The sequence below is a fragment of the Acinetobacter sp. COS3 genome (assembly GCF_000475335.1).
Lineage (GTDB): Bacteria > Pseudomonadota > Gammaproteobacteria > Pseudomonadales > Moraxellaceae > Acinetobacter > Acinetobacter venetianus.
This window is the reverse complement of record NZ_AXCD01000067.1, coordinates 244,613-264,639: the sequence shown is the minus strand read 5'-3', so window position 1 is coordinate 264,639 and position 20,027 is coordinate 244,613. Positions and strand designations below refer to the sequence as shown.

The 20,027-nt window shown below is 40.5% G+C and carries 17 protein-coding genes; 11 read left to right on the top strand and 6 right to left on the bottom strand.

Going from position 1 to position 20,027, the window contains the following annotated elements; genetic code table 11:
* Positions 1–119 precede the first annotated feature (119 nt).
* Positions 120–989 carry a pirin family protein gene (locus IO68_RS31735; RefSeq protein WP_023014192.1) on the top strand — a complete coding sequence of 290 codons (870 nt, stop codon included), beginning with the start codon at positions 120–122 and terminating at the stop codon, positions 987–989.
* Between the two features lie 67 nt (positions 990–1,056).
* On the opposite strand, the gene rpmA is transcribed toward IO68_RS31735, so the two are convergent.
* Both rpmA and rplU read right to left on the bottom strand, forming a co-directional pair.
* Positions 1,057–1,311: a 50S ribosomal protein L27 gene (rpmA, locus tag IO68_RS31730; RefSeq protein WP_004640422.1), complete on the bottom strand. Its 255-nt coding sequence runs from the start codon at positions 1,309–1,311 to the stop codon at positions 1,057–1,059.
* Positions 1,312–1,329: 18 nt separating this feature from the next.
* Positions 1,330–1,641: a 50S ribosomal protein L21 gene (gene rplU / locus IO68_RS31725; RefSeq protein WP_004652230.1), complete on the bottom strand. Its 312-nt coding sequence runs from the start codon at positions 1,639–1,641 to the stop codon at positions 1,330–1,332.
* 448 nt (positions 1,642–2,089) lie between these two features.
* On the opposite strand from rplU, the gene sdsA reads away from it, so the two are divergent.
* The 8 genes from sdsA to IO68_RS31685 all read left to right on the top strand — a co-directional run bounded on the left by sdsA (position 2,090) and on the right by IO68_RS31685 (position 12,750).
* The gene (gene sdsA / locus IO68_RS31720; protein WP_019383878.1) at positions 2,090–3,067 is read left to right on the top strand and encodes an All-trans-nonaprenyl-diphosphate synthase; all 978 of its coding nucleotides are present in this window, start codon (positions 2,090–2,092) and stop codon (positions 3,065–3,067) included.
* A gap of 16 nt (positions 3,068–3,083) precedes the next feature.
* Positions 3,084–5,138: a site-specific recombinase gene (locus IO68_RS31715; protein ID WP_023014191.1), complete on the top strand. Its 2,055-nt coding sequence runs from the start codon at positions 3,084–3,086 to the stop codon at positions 5,136–5,138.
* Between the two features lie 153 nt (positions 5,139–5,291).
* The gene (locus IO68_RS31710) at positions 5,292–5,942 is read left to right on the top strand and encodes a phosphatase PAP2 family protein (protein ID WP_004876998.1); all 651 of its coding nucleotides are present in this window, start codon (positions 5,292–5,294) and stop codon (positions 5,940–5,942) included.
* Positions 5,929–7,188, top strand: a complete 1,260-nt coding sequence (locus IO68_RS31705; protein WP_004877000.1) for an efflux RND transporter periplasmic adaptor subunit — start codon at positions 5,929–5,931, stop codon at positions 7,186–7,188. The genes IO68_RS31710 and IO68_RS31705 overlap by 14 nt, the downstream gene beginning before the upstream one ends.
* A 12-nt stretch (positions 7,189–7,200) precedes the next feature.
* Positions 7,201–10,374, top strand: coding sequence for a multidrug efflux RND transporter permease subunit AdeJ (adeJ, locus tag IO68_RS31700; protein WP_004877001.1), 3,174 nt, complete (start codon positions 7,201–7,203; stop codon positions 10,372–10,374).
* 5 nt (positions 10,375–10,379) lie between these two features.
* The gene (gene adeK, locus IO68_RS31695) at positions 10,380–11,840 is read left to right on the top strand and encodes a multidrug efflux RND transporter AdeIJK outer membrane channel subunit AdeK (RefSeq protein ID WP_023014190.1); all 1,461 of its coding nucleotides are present in this window, start codon (positions 10,380–10,382) and stop codon (positions 11,838–11,840) included.
* A gap of 107 nt (positions 11,841–11,947) precedes the next feature.
* Complete coding sequence (locus IO68_RS31690) at positions 11,948–12,298, top strand: YbjQ family protein (protein ID WP_023014189.1); 351 nt, start codon at positions 11,948–11,950, stop codon at positions 12,296–12,298.
* Positions 12,299–12,309: 11 nt separating this feature from the next.
* Positions 12,310–12,750, top strand: a complete 441-nt coding sequence (locus IO68_RS31685; RefSeq protein ID WP_023014188.1) for a YbjQ family protein — start codon at positions 12,310–12,312, stop codon at positions 12,748–12,750.
* 40 nt (positions 12,751–12,790) lie between these two features.
* On the opposite strand, the gene IO68_RS31680 is transcribed toward IO68_RS31685, so the two are convergent.
* The 4 genes from IO68_RS31680 to IO68_RS31665 all read right to left on the bottom strand — a co-directional run bounded on the left by IO68_RS31680 (position 12,791) and on the right by IO68_RS31665 (position 15,773).
* Positions 12,791–13,498 (bottom strand): ATPase, encoded by a 708-nt coding sequence (locus IO68_RS31680; RefSeq protein ID WP_023014187.1) that lies wholly within the window; start codon positions 13,496–13,498, stop codon positions 12,791–12,793.
* Positions 13,495–14,301 (bottom strand): SDR family NAD(P)-dependent oxidoreductase, encoded by an 807-nt coding sequence (locus IO68_RS31675; protein ID WP_023014186.1) that lies wholly within the window; start codon positions 14,299–14,301, stop codon positions 13,495–13,497. Before IO68_RS31675 ends, IO68_RS31680 begins: the two co-directional genes overlap by 4 nt.
* A gap of 12 nt (positions 14,302–14,313) precedes the next feature.
* Entirely contained in the window at positions 14,314–14,976 is a 663-nt protein-coding gene (locus tag IO68_RS31670; RefSeq protein ID WP_023014185.1) for a hypothetical protein, read from the bottom strand.
* Positions 14,977–15,092: 116 nt separating this feature from the next.
* Positions 15,093–15,773, bottom strand: a complete 681-nt coding sequence (locus tag IO68_RS31665) for a hypothetical protein (protein ID WP_023014184.1) — start codon at positions 15,771–15,773, stop codon at positions 15,093–15,095.
* Positions 15,774–15,978: 205 nt separating this feature from the next.
* On the opposite strand from IO68_RS31665, the gene IO68_RS31660 reads away from it, so the two are divergent.
* Together IO68_RS31660 and IO68_RS31655 are read left to right on the top strand one after the other, a co-directional pair.
* Entirely contained in the window at positions 15,979–18,879 is a 2,901-nt protein-coding gene (locus IO68_RS31660; protein ID WP_023014183.1) for a valine--tRNA ligase, read from the top strand.
* Between the two features lie 205 nt (positions 18,880–19,084).
* Positions 19,085–19,843: a hypothetical protein gene (locus IO68_RS31655; RefSeq protein ID WP_023014182.1), complete on the top strand. Its 759-nt coding sequence runs from the start codon at positions 19,085–19,087 to the stop codon at positions 19,841–19,843.
* Positions 19,844–20,027: the final 184 nt, after the last annotated feature.

The following is a 20,027-nucleotide window of genomic DNA, read 5'->3' as shown; positions in this document are numbered from 1 at the left end:
GACTACTCTAAATAGGTCATATAAAGCCTTCACATAAAATAATGTCTAAAGAATCAACTAGACGAAATACTACATTTTGTTAGTCTAAATACCATCAAGTACAACAACAGTCATAAATTATGAAAAGTCTTGCCTTTATTCAACGAAATGACACGTATTTTGCAATTGGGGATTTTTACCCTGCGCTCTCGGTGTTTTCGTATCATGAATTAGGTAATACAACTTCACCCTTTTTATTATTAGATCATCTAGGGCCTGGACGCTTAGCACCGAAAAGCACTAAAAAAGGCGTCAATGAGCATCCACATCGTGGTTTTGAAACGGTGACTTTTGTTTTTGCTGGCGAACTAGAACATCAAGACTCAACAGGCCAAGGCGGCATCATCGCTCAAGGTGATGTTCAATGGATGACAGCAGCTTCTGGCATTCAGCATATAGAGCATTTTAGTCCTGCATTCCGTGAGCAAGGTGGATACTTTGAAATGGTGCAATTATGGGTTAATTTGCCTGCTAAAGATAAAATGTCGCCACCCCGCTATCAAAGCTTGTTAAGCAATACCATCCCTAAAGTACAATTGGAGCAAGATGCAGGCTATGTTCGTATTGTGGCTGGACAATTTCAGAATACATTGGGAATTGCAAAAACATTCAGTCCGATGAATGTCTTAGATGTTCATCTCAATAAAGACCAACACCTCACCTTGCCAGCATCACATGGAGACACCACCCTTATTTATTTGCGTAAAGGCAAGCTCCAATTCGCAAAAGATGAAGAAATTCTAGAAGAACAAGCTTTGGCAGTCATGTCGAGCTTCGATAACGATGTTGCCATCAAGGCCTTAGAACATTGTGATTTATTATTTTTATCCGCACCACCATTACAAGAACCAATCAATGGACATGGCTTTTTCGTAATGAATAGCTATGAAGAAATTCTACAAGCCTATGAAGACTTAAAAAATGGTACTTTTGGGAAAGCTTCTAACTAAACAAATGGCTCAAAATTTGAGATATAAAAAAACCCGCTAAAAGCGGGTTTTCTTGAACTATTAAAACTTAAGCTTCAACAGTTACATAGCGACGGCCAAATTGACCTTTCACTTCAAATTTTACTACGCCGTCAGCAGTAGCAAATAAAGTATGGTCACGACCCATACCAACATTTGCACCAGCGTGGAATTCTGTACCACGTTGACGAACGATGATGTTACCAGCAGTTACAGTTTGACCACCGTAAACTTTAACACCTAACATCTTAGGATTCGAATCACGACCGTTCTTAGTCGATCCACCGGCTTTTTTAGTTGCCATGTCTATTTACTCCTCGTGTTAGCCTGCGATACCAGTAATTTTCAACTCGGTAAACCATTGACGGTGACCTTGTTGCTTACGGTAGTGTTTACGACGACGCATTTTGATGATGCGGATTTTGTCGTGACGACCATGGCCAACTACTTCTGCAGTTACTTTTGCGCCAGCTACAACTGGAGCACCGATTTGAATGTTGTCACCGTTAACAACCATTAATACGTCATCAAACGTAATAGTCGCGCCAGTTTCAGCTTTCAATAATTCTACTTTAAGGGTTTCACCCTCAACAACACGGTGCTGTTTACCACCGCTTTGGATTACTGCGTACATAATGTACTCCAACTTGCCCGTGTCGTCGTGCCGATAAAGGGACATATCGATCTTAAGACGAACGCCACTGGGGTTATACAAGGGGACAAATTTTAAGTGAAATTTGATCAAACAACAAGTCATTTTGCACAAATGCTCACATATCTGAATATTGTTTAGATTTTTTAATAAAATCAATTAGATTGCAGATACGTTGTTTTGATTGATTCTTTCCGTGATTTACAATACATTTTTAAAAACAAATTGCGACAAGAACAAACTGTGTTTGAACTAAGTCAAAAGTAGAGTATTGAGGTTATGTGCGAAAACCATTTTTCTGCCTAAATTAACACCAAAAAACTCATCATCATGTTTTAAATGACGGATTACACAGCCTGTATAACTGTTTAGCAAAAGATTAATTGATACACTTAGCGCCATTACTCACCTGTACGAGGTTTTCCTTCATATGGTTATCGATTTTAAGCAAGACATTCTCTCCCCTGTTGCGACAGATTTTGCTGCGATGGATTACCTGATCAATGAAGGGATTAGCTCTAAAGTCGGTTTGGTGATGTCTGTCAGCAAACATGTTGTTGAAGCTGGCGGAAAACGGATGCGCCCAATTATGTGCTTACTTGCAGCACGAGCTTGTGGTTTAGCGAATATGCAGCACGCGCAACATTTGGCTGCAATTATTGAAATGCTGCATACAGCAACCTTGGTACATGATGATGTCGTAGACGAATCTAATCTCCGTCGTGGCCGTCCTACTGCCAATGCAACGTGGAATAATCAAACAGCGGTTTTAGTCGGGGACTTTCTGATTGCGCGCTCTTTTGATTTATTGGTCGATCTAAACAACATTACCTTATTAAAAGATTTTTCAACAGGTACTTGTGAAATTGCAGAAGGTGAAGTGTTACAGTTGCAGTCTCAGCATCAACCGGAAACAACCGAAGAAACGTATTTAAGAATTATTCACGGGAAAACTTCACGTCTTTTTGAACTTGCGACTGAAGGCGCAGCAATTTTGGCAGGTACAGAAGAATATCGTGAACCATTGCGCCGTTTTGCTGGTCACTTTGGTAATGCCTTTCAAATCATTGATGATATTTTAGACTACACCTCTGATGCAGAAACATTAGGTAAAAATATCGGTGATGATTTAATGGAAGGAAAACCGACTTTACCGTTAATTTCAGCATTAGCTCATTCAACTGGCGATGATCATGCAATTATTCGTCGCAGTATCGCAACAGGCGGAATCGAGCATTTAGATAAAGTCATTGAAATTGTGCATAACTCGGGCGCTTTGGATTATTGTCAAAAACGTGCCCAGCAAGAAACGGATGCCGCTTTAGAAGCTTTAAAAGCTTTACCAGATAATGAATATCGCCAAGCACTCATCAATCTGACCTTAATGGCCTTACACCGTTTACAATAATTTTTTATGAGTGCCTATGCATTTTAATTTAACTGATCTCTTTTTAAAAATGCAGGAACAGCTTGACCAACCTCAAGCTGTTCTTGATGAAAACCTAATGATTGAATTGGTCAATCGTTTACGACCAAAAAATCCCAATGATGCAGAAGAAGTTAAACAACGTATTCATGCGTTGATTAAAACATTGTTACTCACACCAACATCTGCAATCTTGCTGCAAAACTTTTTACTCAAGTTGATCAGTCAATATAAGCAAATTAGTTTATATGCCGACAGCGGTATTTTATCTTTAGATGGTTTTTGGAATCAGTTAAGCCAGCGTTTGGGTGCGCACTTCCTTCCATTAGTTGAAGATGGTCAGCAACTCAAAACATTGGTTGGGAAAGTTTTCCATCAGGAAACTGATAGTGATTGGCTGATCTTGATCGAGAAACAGGATTGGATCAGTTTATTTAGCTTAATTAGTGAAAGCCAAAGCAACACCAAAGAAAAGCAAATCTCAAAGAATGAACTGATTAAAGCGATTACCGTTCTATCCTATCGTATTAGCGGTATTGGTTTATATCCTGAATTTATTAATGCGCAACCAGACATTATTGAATATGAATCTCCATTCTTAGTTCAAAACCGAGAAATTGTTGAGTTTATAGAAAAGTATAAAAAAATCATTGATGATCAGGATGCTGTCGTCGTACTCCCGCCACCTGATGCATCTCAAGCTTTTGTTATGCTTGATCAATGCCGTGATGTAGTACTGAAAATACGTCGTGCGACTAAACGTATCGGTGTCAGTATCAGTTTAACGTATTTGCTATCTTTGCTTGAACAAGCACTAGATCGCATTGAGTTATTAATTAGCTTGCTAGCCAGTAAAAATGAGGTTCGTTATACCTCTCTTGGCGAGTTGATTACCGACTTAACACAAGCACATTATGATGAAAAAAGTGTTCGATACTTATTAAGCTCAACCAGTGAACTGATTGCTTTACAGGTAACTGAAAATGCAAGTAAAACTGGTGAACACTATGTAAGTACGGACAAATCTGGTTTCTGGGGAATGTACAAAGCTGCCGCTGGAGCTGGTGCGATTATTGCGCTGATGGCAACGCTGAAAATCCTAACCGCACGTTTTGTGCTTGCGCCTTTTATGCAAGCTTTCTTATATAGTATGAACTATGGCTTAGGCTTCATGCTGATCCATGTACTTCATTTTACTGTTGCGACTAAACAACCTGCGATGACCGCAGCCGCTCTTGCTGCTACGGTACAACAGCAGAAAGGCAGTAAAAATGCCCAGATCGCTGAACTTGCGGCGTTGATTATTAATATTATCCGTACCCAGTTCGTAGCGATTTTAGGCAATATCTCGATTGCGATCCCAGTAGCAGCGCTGATCACATTCCTGTGGCAATACAATTTACACGAACCACTGCTCTCCACCACCAAAGCAGCGAAAACCCTACATTCATTAAATCCATTCACCTCTTTGGCTGTACCTCACGCCGCTATCGCTGGGGTGTGTTTATTCTTATCGGGTTTAATCGCAGGTTATTTTGATAACCTCGCCGTATATCGCAAAGTTGGCCCTCGTTTAAAACAACATCGTCGCTTAAAACGCTGGATGGGAGAACAACGCCTAGACAAGTTTGCAAACTATATTGAAACGAACTTAGGTGCGCTTGCTGGTAACTTTCTATTCGGCATCATGCTCGGCAGTATTGGCACCATCGGATTTATTTTAGGTCTACCCTTAGATATCCGTCATATCGCCTTTGCTTCAGCAAACTTTATTCAAGGTCTAATGACGATTAGCGGCTCACCAGATATTGGTTTAATCCTTGTGTCATTTTTAGGCGTTATGCTGATTGGCTTAACTAACTTGTTCGTCAGTTTTACACTCACGATTATTGTTGCTCTACGCGCACGTCGTGTTCGTTTTGCGCAATGGAAACCATTAGCGAAATTAGTACTTACACACTTCCTGACTCGACCAAGTGATTTCTTCTGGCCACCGAAACAACCAATTGAAGTTGATGATGAAAATTCAGCGGAACAAAAAGTGAGACACTAGTCAAATTTTGTTATGTTTTTTTACTGAACCTTAAAAAAATCTGAAAATGAAATTATCATAAAATTTCAAGACTTGACCAAAAGTGTACTCGCAAGTACACTTTCAAACACTATACAACCCTGAACAATGGTTAAGCAAAAAAATGAGGTTCGCATGCCGCACCTACTACTTTGTATTGGTTGCATTTTTTTAGGATTCGGTGTGTTTGGACTGCTTTATTCCAACGCATCAGCTTTTGATCTATTGAGTGTTCAAACTTTATTTGAACATCGCTCATTTGCGCTTAACAATGTAGCAGTTCTGCTTTCTAGACTAGGCGGAATGCCTTTTTTACTATTTTTAACTGTGTTTTTTTGTGTCTACCACATTCGGATTAAAGATTATAAAAAAGTGACTTTTCTTGCTTTGAGTGTAAGTGGAAGTATTGTGATTGGTTGGCTTCTGAAATGGGGCATTGATCGGCCAAGGCCTTTGGAATTTTATCATTTGGTTCAAAGTTATGGAGCATCCTTCCCAAGTGCCCATAGCCTATATGCTGCAACCCTTGCGAGTTTATCTATGTTGCTATTTAGAGAGCATAAGTACCGCAAAAGCGTCATTTTAGTATCTACTTTATGGTTTATTTTCATGGGGTTATCTAGAGTTTATGCAGGGGTTCACTATCCAACCGATGTACTTGCAGGTTGGGGAATTGGGTTAATTTGGACTTCGTTGCTTTGGTTTTGGCTGTATCAAAGCAATTTCAGCAACAATTTGTTTTTAGATAAAAAATCTAAATTGAGGTGGAATAATGATGTCGGCTAAGCTTTGGGCACCTGCCCTAACTGCTTGCGCATTAGCAACAAGCATCGCGCTTGTTGGTTGTAGCAAAGATCCTAAAGATGCACAGCAAGCAGCTGCTGCTCAAAAAATGCCGCCTCCAGAAGTTGGTGTCATTGTTGCTCAACCACAAAGCGTAGAACAAAGTGTAGAACTTTCAGGACGAACGGCTGCATATCAAATCTCTGAAGTTCGTCCACAGACTGGTGGTGTGATTTTAAAACGTTTATTTGCTGAAGGTAGTTACGTTCAAGCAGGTCAAGCGCTTTATCAAATCGACGCAAATACCAATCGTGCAACGGCTGATAATGCTCGAGCGGCTCTGTTACGCCAACAAGCAAACTTAAATGCTTTACGTGTAAAAGAAGGTCGTTATAGTCAACTTGTTGGAACAAATGCTGTTTCTAAACAAGAATATGATGACATTAATGCTCAAGTGAAATTAGCGGAAGCAGATGTTGCAGCGGCTCAAGCAGCACTTAAAAATGCTGAAATTAATTTGGGTTACTCTACTGTACGTGCACCGATTTCAGGCCAATCTAGCCGTTCTTCCGTAACCTCTGGTGCGTTAGTGACAGCGAATCAGGCTGATCCATTGGTGACGATTCAACAACTTGATCCAATCTATGTTGATATCAACCAATCAAGCGCTGAGTTACTACGCCTTCGTCAGCAAATGAGCAAAGGTAGCTTGGATAGCAGTGGTAATACACGCGTAAAAATCACACTTGAAGATGGTTCTGACTATCCGATTGAAGGTCAGTTAGCATTCTCTGGCGCAAGTGTAAATCCCGATACTGGAACAGTGACATTACGTGCTGTGTTCTCAAACCCGAACCATTTGCTATTACCAGGTATGTATGCAACTGCCAAAATTTCTCAGGGAATTTTGCCAAATGCTTATTTGGTTCCTCAAGCAGCGGTCACTCGTTTGCCTACAGGTCAAGCGATTGCAATGGTTGTAAATGCTAAAGGGGTTATTGAGACTCGTCCAATTACAACTGTTGGTGTTAAAGGTCAAGATTGGATCGTGACTGAAGGTCTAAAAGCTGGCGATAAAGTCGTCGTAGATGGTGTTGCCAAGGTGAAAGAAGGTCAAGAGGTTTCAACTAAGCCTTACCAACCACAAGCAAATGCGCCTCAAGCTCAAGGTGCTGCACCACAAGCAGCCGAACAGAAAAAACAGGCCGACGCACCAAAAGCTGAACAAAAAGCAACTGCACAAGCTTAAGGGGTAGATTGCATGGCTCAATTTTTTATTCATCGCCCAATTTTTGCATGGGTGATTGCACTGGTGATTATGCTGGCGGGGATTCTCACGCTAACAAAAATGCCAGTTGCTCAATATCCGACGATTGCTCCCCCCACGGTAACCATTTCTGCAACTTATCCTGGGGCATCTGCTAAAACTGTTGAAAACACAGTAACTCAAATCATCGAACAACAAATGAATGGTTTAGATGGTTTACGTTACATTTCTTCTAACAGTGCAGGTAATGGTCAAGCATCGATTAACTTGAATTTCGAACAAGGTATCGATCCAGATATCGCACAGGTTCAGGTTCAAAATAAATTACAATCTGCGACAGCACTTTTACCCGAAGACGTACAACGCCAAGGCGTCCGAGTAACTAAATCTGGCGCAAGCTTTATGCAGGTTGTTGCCTTTTACTCACCAGATGGAAGCTTATCAGCATCAGATATTAAAGACTATGTGAACTCAAATATTTCTGAGCCACTCAGTCGTGTTGCGGGTGTTGGTGAGATCCAAGTCTTTGGTGGCTCTTATGCGATGCGTATTTGGCTAGATCCAGCGAAATTAACAAGTTTCAACCTCACTCCAAGTGATGTTGCAGCTGCAATTCGCGCGCAGAACTCTCAAGTTGCTGTAGGTCAGTTAGGCGGTGCGCCTTCAACTAAAGGACAAGTACTGAACGCAACTGTAAATGCACAAAGTATGCTGCAAACACCTGAACAGTTTAGAAAAATCTTCCTCAAGAATACTTCGACTGGTGCGCAGGTTCTTTTGGGTGATGTTGCTCGTGTTGAGTTAGGTTCTGATAACTATCAGTTCGATTCTAAATTCAATGGTAGTCCTGCTGGTGGTGTAGCAATTAAACTTGCAACTGGTGCCAATGCATTGGATACAGCTGCAGCTGTAGAAAAGCGTTTATCAGAATTACGCCATAATTATCCAAGTGGCTTAAAAGACAAACTTGCGTATGACACAACACCGTTTATTCGTTTATCGATTGAAAGTGTTGTACATACCTTAATAGAAGCAGTTGTTTTAGTATTTATCGTCATGTTCCTGTTCTTACAGAACTGGCGTGCGACGATTATTCCTACACTTGCCGTTCCAGTAGTAGTGTTAGGTACATTTGCCGTTATTAACATGTTCGGCTTCTCGATTAACACATTAACCATGTTCGCGATGGTATTAGCAATCGGTCTCCTCGTCGATGATGCGATTGTCGTTGTTGAGAACGTAGAACGGGTTATGCAAGAAGAACATCTTGAACCTGTACCTGCAACTGAAAAATCAATGAGCCAGATCTCGGGTGCCTTGGTTGGTATTACCAGCGTATTAACCGCTGTATTCGTACCAATGGCGTTCTTTAGTGGAACAACTGGGGTAATTTACCGTCAGTTCTCGATCACTTTGGTTACAGCGATGATTCTTTCTTTGATCGTTGCATTAACCTTTACCCCTGCCCTATGCGCTACATTGTTAAAACAACACGATCCAAACAAGCAAGAAAGCAACAATATCTTTGCACGTTTCTTCCGTTGGTTTAACCGCAGCTTTGATAAACTTTCTGTGAAATACCAAGGTGGTGTCAATCGTATGACACACCATAAGCTTTTCTCTGGGGTTATTTATATTGCTGTGATTGCTGCGTTAGTTGGTCTGTACAAAATGCTGCCGTCTTCGTTCTTACCAGAAGAAGACCAAGGCGTAGTCATGACACTGGTGCAATTACCACCAAGTGCCAGCCTTGAACGTACAGATAAAGTGATCACGACAATGACTGATTACTTCATGAATAAAGAAAAAGATAACGTAGATTCTATCTTTACGGTATCTGGTTTCTCATTCACTGGGGTCGGTCAAAATGCGGGTCTAGCCTTCATTAAATTGAAAGACTGGGGTGAGCGTACGACACCTGAATCACAAATTGGTGCCATCATTCAACGTGGTATGGCGTTGAATATGATCGTGAAAGATGCATCGTACATCATGCCATTGCAGTTACCTGCGATGCCTGAACTCGGTGTTTCGTCTGGTTTCGATATTCAGTTGAAAGATGTCAGTGGTCAAGGTCACGATAAACTTGTTGCTGCACGTAATGCGATCTTAGGTATGGCAGCTCAAGACAAACGTCTTGCTGGTGTGCGTCCTAACGGTCAGGAAGATACGCCTCAGTATCAAATTACGATTGATCAAGCGCAAGCAGGTGCTATGGGTATCAGTATCGCTGATATTAACAGTACGATGAGCATGGCTTGGGGTGGTTCATACATCAATGACTTCGTTGATCGTGGTCGTGTGAAGAAAGTTTACGTCCAAGGTGAAGCGGATACTCGCATGATGCCTGAAGACTTGAACAAGTGGTATGTGCGTAATAACAAAGGTGAAATGGTTCCATTCTCTGCCTTTGCAAAAGGTGAATGGACTTATGGTTCACCTCGTTTAGAGCGTTATAACGGTGTATCATCTGTTAACATCCAAGGTACTCCAGCTCCGGGCGTCAGTTCGGGTGATGCAATGCTTGCGATGGAAGAAATTATTGGTAAGTTACCGTCAATGGGCTTACAAGGTTTTGACTACGAATGGACAGGTTTATCTTTAGAAGAACGTGATTCTGGTAACCAGACAGTTCCTTTATTGATTCTTTCATTATTGATTGTATTCCTATGTCTTTCTGCGTTATATGAAAGCTGGTCTATCCCTGTATCAGTATTGCTTGTTGTTCCATTGGGTATCATCGGTGCGTTTACGTTGACATGGTTAGGCATGGTGATTAAAGGCGATCCAAACTTATCCTTTAACATCTACTTCCAAGTCGCGATTGTTGCGGTAATTGGTTTGTCTGCGAAAAATGCGATTTTGATCGTAGAATTTGCAAAAGAGTTGCAAGAAAAAGGTGAAGACCTGTTTGAAGCAACGTTACATGCTGCAAAAATGCGTTTACGTCCAATTATCATGACAACACTTGCATTTGGTTTCGGTGTATTACCATTAGCTCTTGCAAGCGGTGCTGGTGCTGGTAGCCAACACTCAGTTGGTTATGGTGTACTTGGTGGTGTAATTTCTTCAACACTTTTAGGTATCTTCTTCATCCCTGTGTTCTTCGTGTGGATTCGTAGTATCTTTAAGTACAAACCTAAAACTTTAAACACTCAGGAGCATTAATCGTGATGCAAACTGTATGGTCTATTTCTAGTCGTGGCATCGCAATTTCTGCACTCGCGCTTTCTTTGGCTGCCTGCCAAAGCATGCGCGGGCCAGAGCCTGTTGTGAACACAGATATTCCTGAAGGCTATGCGTCGTATAGTAATGCTTCTGGAACATCAATCGCAGAACAAGGTTACAAAGATTTCTTTGCTGACCCTCGCCTGCTACAAGTGATTGATATGGCGCTTGCCAACAACCGTGATTTGCGTACTGCAGCGTTGAATATTCAAAAAGCGCAACAACAATACCAAATCTCGGAAAACAATCAGTTGCCGACGATTGGTGCAAGTGGTAGCGCGGTTCGTCAAGTATCGCCGAGCAGCAACCCAAATAATCCTTACTCAACTTACCAAGTGAGCTTAGGCTTAACTTCTTATGAGTTAGATTTTTGGGGTCGTGTTCGCAGCTTAAAAGATGCAGCATTAGACAACTACTTAGCTACTCAAAGTTCGCGTGATGCAACGCAAATCAGTCTAATTGGTCAAGTTACCCAAGCTTGGTTAAATTATTCATTTGCCAGTGCACAACTTAAACTGGCAGATCAAACTTTAAAAGCTCAATTAGACTCGTTTAACTTAAACAAAAAACGTTTCGATGTGGGTATTGATAGTGAAATCCCTGTTCGTCAGGCACAGATTTCAGTTGAAACTGCACGTAATGATGTTGCAAATTACAAAACACAAATCGCTCAAGCTCAAAACTTGTTGAATTTATTGGTTGGTCAATCAGTTCCAAACAACTTATTGCCGAGCCAACAAGTTGCTCGTATCACACAAAAAGGTGTGTTAACGGCGGGCTTACCAAGTGATTTGTTAAACAACCGTCCTGATGTCAAAGTTGCTGAATATCAGTTAAGTGCGGCTGGTGCGAATATCGGTGCTGCTAAAGCTCAGTTATTCCCAACTATTAGCCTTACTGGTTCAGCAGGCTATGCATCAACAGACCTGAGTGATTTGTTTAAATCAGCAAATGGTTTATGGTCTATTGGACCAAGCATCAATATGCCAATCTTTGATTGGGGCACTCGCCGCGCGAATGTAAAAATCTCTGAGACAGATCAGAAGATTGCATTAGCGAATTATGAGAAGTCAGTTCAATCAGCGTTCCGCGAAGTGAACGATGCTTTAGCTACACGCGCAAACATCGGTGATCGTTTGACCGCCCAACGCCGTTTAGTTGATGCAACCAATACAACCTATAAATTATCAAATGCGCGTTTCCGTGCAGGTATTGATAGTTATTTAACCGTATTGGATGCTCAACGTTCTGCTTACTCAGCTGAACAAGGTCTATTGTTATTACAACAAGCAGACTTGAACAACCAAGTTGAACTATACAAAACACTTGGTGGCGGTGTGAAAGCGACAAGCAGTGAAACTGTAGCGCACCAACCATCTAGTTCAGAAAAGCATTACGCAAAATAACTATCAACTTTTGCGAATAAAAAGCTCACTTCGGTGAGCTTTTTTTATTGCAACAATTTCGAATATTTCTTATCTTCAATACGACGTTTTAATGATTAGAAAATACGATGTTATTAAGTAGTTTAGAGTCCGTTCCTGGACATGAAATTTTGCGTCAATTTGATGTGGTATACGGCAGTACCGTTCGTAGTAAACACGTTGGTCGTGATCTCATGGCAGGTCTTAAAAATATTGTTGGTGGCGAACTCACTGGCTATACCGAACTACTGGAAGAGTCTCGCCAAGAGGCAACCCAACGAATGATTGATAAAGCACGTGCTTTAGGTGCAAATGCGATCGTAGGGATTCGTTTCTCTACCTCAAATATTGCACAAGGCGCATCTGAACTTTTTGTTTATGGTACAGCTGTTGTCGTTCAACCTGTAACACCTAAACTCCCCGACCCATTTGGTTCGTAGGCAAACATCATATGGATGGATTAATTTTTCAGATTGCCCTGTTTCTAATTCTTTTTTCAGTGGGTTGGGGATTTGGTCGTCATATCGAACAAAAACACCTCCGTGAATTGGATGAAAAAGAAAAGCAGTTTGCACATATTCGAGTTGATACCAATCGCTTTGTGCAAACCGTAGCGCATGGGCAAATGGTCAGTAGCAACGTCGTTATTTCTCACGATTACTTTAAATATATACTTGCCAATATTCAAAACTTTTTCGGCGGTCGCCTGACCAGTTATGAAAGTGTGGTTGAACGCGCACGTCGTGAAGCAATGCTTCGCCTCAAGCAAGAAGCAGATCGAATAGGCGCAAATCATATTATGGGTGTTCGGATGAGTACCACGGAATTAGGGATGCAAGGCGGTATGGTTGAAGTATTTGCTTATGGAACAGCGATCGTCAATCATCATTAAAAATTTGTCCTGTCATATCGGAAATAACAGGACAAAAACGCTAGTCGCCAAAAATCGCTTGCCAATAGTGGTAGGTTTTCTCTTCCCCATTATCAAGTTTAAAATCATAAGACATTTTTCGCGTCTCATTAATTTCAAACTGAACAGGCTTTTTAAATAAAGCACCTGCATAAGCAAAAGTGTGGTATTCACCGTTTTCACCACAGACATCGACGTCACTCGGCATTCTTGCAATGAGTGCAGCATTAATATCTTGTCCGATAAAAGACGCATCTAATTTACTGGCATCCGTGACGATGATTTTGGTTTTAATCCCTGAAGCTAAAAAATTCTGCATCACTTCTGCCGAATTTAAACTCCAGATTGGTTCAACAACTTTAATACCGAGAGGATGTAGACGATCTTCTCGATATTTGCGTACGTCGGATAGATAAATATCACCAAAGATAAAGTGCTCAACGCCTAGGGCTTTAAAATGATTAGCCGCGTCTAACATGCGTTGTTCATAAGCAGGAAGATTTTTTGGAAGAAATACAGGATAAAGTGGGATACCAATACTTTCGGCTTGCTTCTCAAGCAATGCATACGGGATCGCATGCATTGATGATAATTCTGTTTCTTCATTCACCGTTGTTAGTAAAGCAACAACTTCAAACTCATTTTGCTCTAATACAGTATGTAGTGCTAAAGCAGAATCTTTACCACCGCTCCAATTAAAAACGGCTTTCTTACGGATGTTCACTATCATTTAACTCGTGTTTTACGAATCATTTTATACAACAAGCTTGGCGATAAGCGAGAGACTAAAACACCGAGTTGTTCCTTTTTCCCACCAACAACAATATATTCCTCGCCTGCCATCAACGATTCGACCACACGTTCAGCAAATACACCTGCATCTAAACCATTTTCAATTGCTTCATCTTGTTGACCTTGCGGCTTCCCCTCACCATTTAGGGCATTAAAAGAAACATTGGTTTTCACAAAACCAGGGAAAACCACAGAAACCTCAACACCGTCTTTGGCAACCTCAGCGCGTAAACTATTCGCCCACATATGAATTGCAGCTTTTGCAGCAGAATAACTTGCGCGATACTGAGTGCCTAACAACCCTGCTACACTTGAAACAAAGACCACTCGACCAGATTTTTGTTTAAGAAAAGTTGGCAAAACTGTTTTAGTAAAGAAAACTTGTGAGAAATAATCAACTTCCATGATGGCACGTTCAGTTTGCATGGTCGTGTCTTGAATCAATGCACGCTGACTCAAACCAGCATTATTAATCAACCAATCCACACGGCCTTTACATGCTAAAACTTGCTCATGTGCATGGCGGACTTGAGCTTCATCGGTAATGTCGGCAGCAATTGAAAGATGCTGCTCAGGCTTGAATAAGCCCACTCGAACAGCCTCTAACTCATCATAACGGCGAGATGTCAGTACAACTTGTGCACCTTGCAAGGCACATTCACGCGCCAAGGCTTTACCCAAACCTGAAGATGCCCCAGTGATCCATACCACTTTGTTTTCAAGACTTTTTAGCTTTGCCATAACCTGTTCCCTCTATGCTTGATGACGCATAAACTTAAGGAAATAATCAATATAAGTTGATGCAACTTGATGATCGAGTTGAGTACCTAATTTCTCTAAACGCTTATATCCTAAATGTGTCGTCATCGTAATCACGCCATTTAACGTTTTATCAACCACAAAATTGAACTTTAAACATTTTTTAGGTTCACGAATTAAGTGTGTCACACCCACATCAATCACTTCTGTTAACAGTCGTAATGCATTTGAGATTTCTTGTTGATCACCAGCAGCTAGCTTTTGACTTGATGTTTCTACCTTTTGAGCCAATTTCTGATCAATCGGATAAGTCATGTAAATAGTTTCATCCTCAATTTGCAGTGTCTTAGACAAGTATTCAACAAGCGGTACTAAACGATCATTGCTAAAAAATGAGACTGACCACGGCATATATTTACGCACTGCCTCTAAGATTTGCTGAATCACTTTTTCAGATTCACCCGTTTGTGAATAGTGCTGATTTTCTTGTAATAGCACGATAAAAACTTGTTCGATGACCTCACAAGCCATTTCAGACAATACACTCCCCAAAGCATTGGCCTGACTATCTTTACTTCCTTGCATTAACTGCGTTCGAATATGCGCAAATCTTGCGTATGTATCCGCATGAATATTCAAAAAAACGGCGGTGTTCATTTTCTTAACCCTAATTTTTAGATCCATAAAAAAGAGGCTTTTTTATCAGCCCCTTTTTATCCATCAATCTGTTTTTGTATCATTTTTGGCTTTCTGCACCCCGAATTTAACATATTCTATTCAGTATCAACATGCATAAATGCCAAAAAATGATTTACACAATCGGTTGCTGCATTTGAATCCACCTGATTGCCCATTTTCTCTAAACGCTTATAGCTCAAATGCGCGGTCATATTAATCACACCGTTTAAAGTCTTATCGACCACTGTATTGAAATTCAAACATTTTTTAGGCTCACGGATAAGACTTGTCACCCCAAGATCAACAATTTCAATCAACGTTTGGAACACATCCACCATATCTTGAATCTCATTGTTTTTTAACTTATTGACCAATGCATGAGCCTGTTGAACTAAGTTTCGATCAATTGGATATGACACATACACTTGTTCATCGTGATATTTGATCATATCTGAAAAATAATTCACAAAAGGACATAACCGTTCATTGCCAAATAATGCAATCGACCACGGCATATATTTTCGAACCGCGCCAATAATCTGCTGAATCACTTTTTCGGATTCAGCGGCACTCTTTTGTGTGAGGTAGGTTGGTTGGCGATTTTGAATCAGTAGCACTGAAAATACTTGCTCCACGATATCACAGGCAATTTCTGATAGTACTTCACCCAAAATGCGTGACTGGCTTTCTTGAGTCCCTGAATTCAACTGTTGGCGAATCGTCTCAAACTGTCCATGTGTCACTTCATTAATTTTCAATAGAATTGAATAACTCATAAGAAGCATCCTTTTTTTAATTTTCGCATTTTTATTTTGTTGTTTTATGCATCTACATTTATTAAATGTGTGATCCAATAGACATAAATTTAGCTTTTTTCACATAAAAAACCAACGCATTTCATCGGGTTTTTTAGATGAAAAAATTGATAGAATTTTTGCTACAATAGATCCAATTTTTTATTCATTTTTAATCTTCTGTATTATGACCGACGCTCAATCTGCTCAAAATATTGCAACAACCTACGATCCAACTGAGATCGAAAAAAAGTGGTATCAAATCTGGGAAGACAAAGGCTACTTTAAGCCATCAGGTCAAGTTGATTCATTTTGTATTATGATTCCACCGCCAAACGTCACGGGTAGTTTGCACATGGGGCATGGTTTTAACAATGCCATCATGGATGCCCTCACCCGCTATAATCGTATGTCTGGCAAAAATACCTTATGGCAACCGGGTACAGACCACGCAGGTATTGCAACGCAGATGGTTGTAGAACGTCAGCTTGGTGCACAAAACATTAGCCGTCATGACATGGGTCGTGAAAAGTTCATTGAAAAAATCTGGGAATGGAAAGAACAATCTGGCGGTACGATTACGCGTCAAATCCGTCGCTTAGGTTCTTCTGTGGACTGGTCTCGTGAACGCTTTACTATGGATGAAGGTTTATCCAATGCGGTAAAAGAAGTTTTCGTTAAGCTACACGAAGATGGTTTGATTTACCGTGGTAAACGCCTCGTAAACTGGGACCCGAAACTGCAAACTGCGCTTTCTGACCTTGAAGTTGAGTCAGATAAAGAAGAAGCAGGTTCACTCTGGCACTTCAAATATTTCTTTGAAGACAAATCACTCCGTACGCACGATGGTAAAGACCACATCGTGGTTGCGACGACTCGTCCAGAAACATTACTCGGTGATACTGCAGTCGCTGTTGCACTTGATGATGAGCGTTATACACACCTTGTCGGTCAGAACATCATTCTGCCAATTACAGGTCGTGCAGTTCCAATCGTTAAAGATGAATATGTAGATAAAGAATTCGGTACAGGCTGTGTAAAAATCACCCCTGCGCACGACTTCAATGACTATGAAGTAGGCAAACGTTGCGAATTGCCAATCATCAATATCTTCAACAAAAATGCGGAAGTATTGGCTGAGTTTGAATACATTGCCAAAGCGGGCGAGCAAATTTCTAAAACCATCGCAGCCCCTGCTGACTATATTGGTTTAGAGCGTTTTGCGGCACGTAAGAAATTGGTTGAACAAGCCGAAGCGGAAGGCTGGTTAGACCAAATTCAACCGTATACCTTGAAACCACCTCGCGGTGACCGTTCAGGTGTGATCGTTGAGCCATTATTGACAGATCAATGGTATGTGAAAATTGCACCACTTGCTGAGCCAGCTATTAAAGCAGTGAAAGATGGTGACATCAAATTTGTACCCGAGCAGTACAGCAACATGTACATGGCGTGGATGAACAACATTCAAGACTGGTGTATTTCACGTCAGCTTTGGTGGGGGCATCGTATTCCAGCTTGGTACGATGCTGAAGGTAATGTATTCGTTGGTCGTGACGAAGCAGAAGTTCGTGCCAATAATAACATCCCTGCTGATGTTGCATTGAATCAAGATGAAGATGTATTGGATACATGGTTCTCTTCTGCACTTTGGACATTCTCAACTTTAGGTTGGACTGGCGATAAAGCAAAAGATGCTGAAAACTATTTCCTCAATACCTTCCACCCGACTGATGTGTTAGTGACTGGTTTTGACATTATCTTCTTCTGGGTTGCGCGCATGATCATGATGACCATGCATTTCATGAAGAATGAAGATGGCACGCCACAAGTTCCGTTCAAAACTGTGTATGTACATGGTTTAGTGCGTGATGGCGAAGGTCAGAAGATGTCTAAGTCGAAAGGTAACGTACTTGACCCACTCGACTTGATTGATGGTGTAGACCTTGAAACCTTGGTACAAAAACGTACTACAGGTTTGATGAACCCGAAACAAGCAGCGAAGATTGAAAAATCAACCCGTAAAGAATTCCCAGAAGGTATTCAAGCTTACGGTACAGATGCCGTTCGTTTCACTTTCTGTGCGCTTGCGAATACTGGTCGTGACATTAAGTTCGACATGAAGCGTGTTGAAGGTTACCGTAACTTCTGTAACAAGATTTGGAACGCAACCCGTTTCGTGTTGATGAATGTTGAAGGTCAACCGGTTGGTCAAACTGCGCGTCCTGATCTTTGGGAGTTACCAGAGCAATGGATTATCAGCCGTCTGCAAAAAGCTGAAGCTGCGGTTCAACAAGCTTTCGCAACCTATCGTTTAGATTTAGCTGCACAAGCGATCTACGACTTCATTTGGAATGAATACTGCGACTGGTATGTAGAACTCACCAAGCCAGTATTGAACGATGCTGAAGTGTCGGAAGAACGTAAAGCTGAAGTTCGTCGTGTGTTATTGGCTGTGATGGAAGCGTCTTTACGTTTAGCTCACCCGATTATGCCGTACTTGACTGAAGAAATTTGGCAAACCCTTGCGCCAATGCTCGGCATTCAAGGCGAAACCATTATGACTGCGGTATACCCTGTGCCTGCTCAAGAGAAAATCAATGAGCAAGCTGAAGCGGACATGCAGTGGTTACAAGGTTTGATTGGTGCAGTACGTAACATTCGTGGTGAAATGGGCTTAGGTAATGCGCGTTTATTACCAGTGTTGCTTCAAAACACCACTGAAGCTGAAAAAGCACAGATCACACGTATTGAAGCGCTATTTAAAGCTTTAGCAAAAGTTGAAAGCATTACGTTCTTGGCTGATGCTGAGCAACCACCATTGTCGTCTTCATCTGTTGTAGGTCATGTGTCTGTATTTGTTCCAATGAAAGGTTTAATTGACCCGAAAGCGGAATTGGGGCGCCTACAAAAAGACTTAGACAAAGTGCAAAAGCAGCATGACCAAATTGCCACTAAACTGGCGAATGAAGGTTTTGTGGCGAAAGCACCTGCGGCTGTGGTTGAAGGTGAAAAAGCGAAATTAGCTGAGTTTGCTGACCAGTTAGCGAAGATTAAAGCGAATATGGAGCAGATTGCTGCGCTTTAAGGTATTGTTAATTTAATCTAATTTGTGTATAAAGGGCTGATTATTCAGCCCTTTATTATTTTATGAAAAATTATAAGACAATCTGACTTCTCTTAATATTTTCTACAGTTATAGTTTACTCTGTACATAAATTTTTTATGCCAGAAATCTTTGATTTTTTCGGTTTCAGCTATGAAAAAATATTCCTTTTACACCTGTTTTTTGGTTGTTAATTTTTATTACGTTTTTAACTGTAATATTCCCATTATTTGCAAATTATTTAAATAATGCACAACAAAATAACTCTAATGAACATTCAATACCCAAAAGACTTCAATATTTAGAAAATGATTTTGAAAATTTTAAAAATCATAATCTTGAATCAATGCTAAAGATCTCTGATCAAGAAAAGTCTCTAATATTAAGTAAATTGAACGATCAGCTAGAATCAAATATTACTAATGAATACTTAATAAAATTAGAAGAAAGATTAAAAATTAAAGACATCTATACCTTAACACAGCCTTCTCTTGATCGGATTAGACAAGAAATATCCAGTCTAGCTAGACGTGGAACTGTTAACTTATTCATTGGAATCACCCTAAGTATATTAGGAGTTTTTTATCTAATTGCCACTATCCCAAATATTACTTTATACACAGACTATCCAAGTCTAATTTATTACTTCTTACCAAGAGTTTTAATCGTAATTTTTATTGAGTTCTTTTCATTTTTCTTTCTAAATCTTTATAAAAGGAGTTTAGATGAAATAAAGTATTTTCAAAATGAAATGACGAATTTAGAAGGTAAATATTTAGCATTGTACTTAGCAAGGCAATCTGGAAACTTCAAGTTATTGTCCAATGCGTTAGACACTCTACTTAAAACTGAAAGAAACTTCGTTCTTAAAAAAGACGAAACTACTATCGAACTAGAAAAAATAGAATTGAGGCTCAAAGTTCAAATAGTACAGTTCAAGCTTTAAAAGATATTATTAATTTTAAGAGATAACCCTCACCCCAGCTCTCTCCCATAGGGAGAGGCAGTAACCTTTGTGAATTTCACTGTTGTTTGACGCTCAATGAATGTTCCCTCTCCTCTCAGGAGAGGGTTAGGGAGAGGTGCTTTTAATTTTTTACCATTATAAATTCACCCTCATCCCTTTGCGT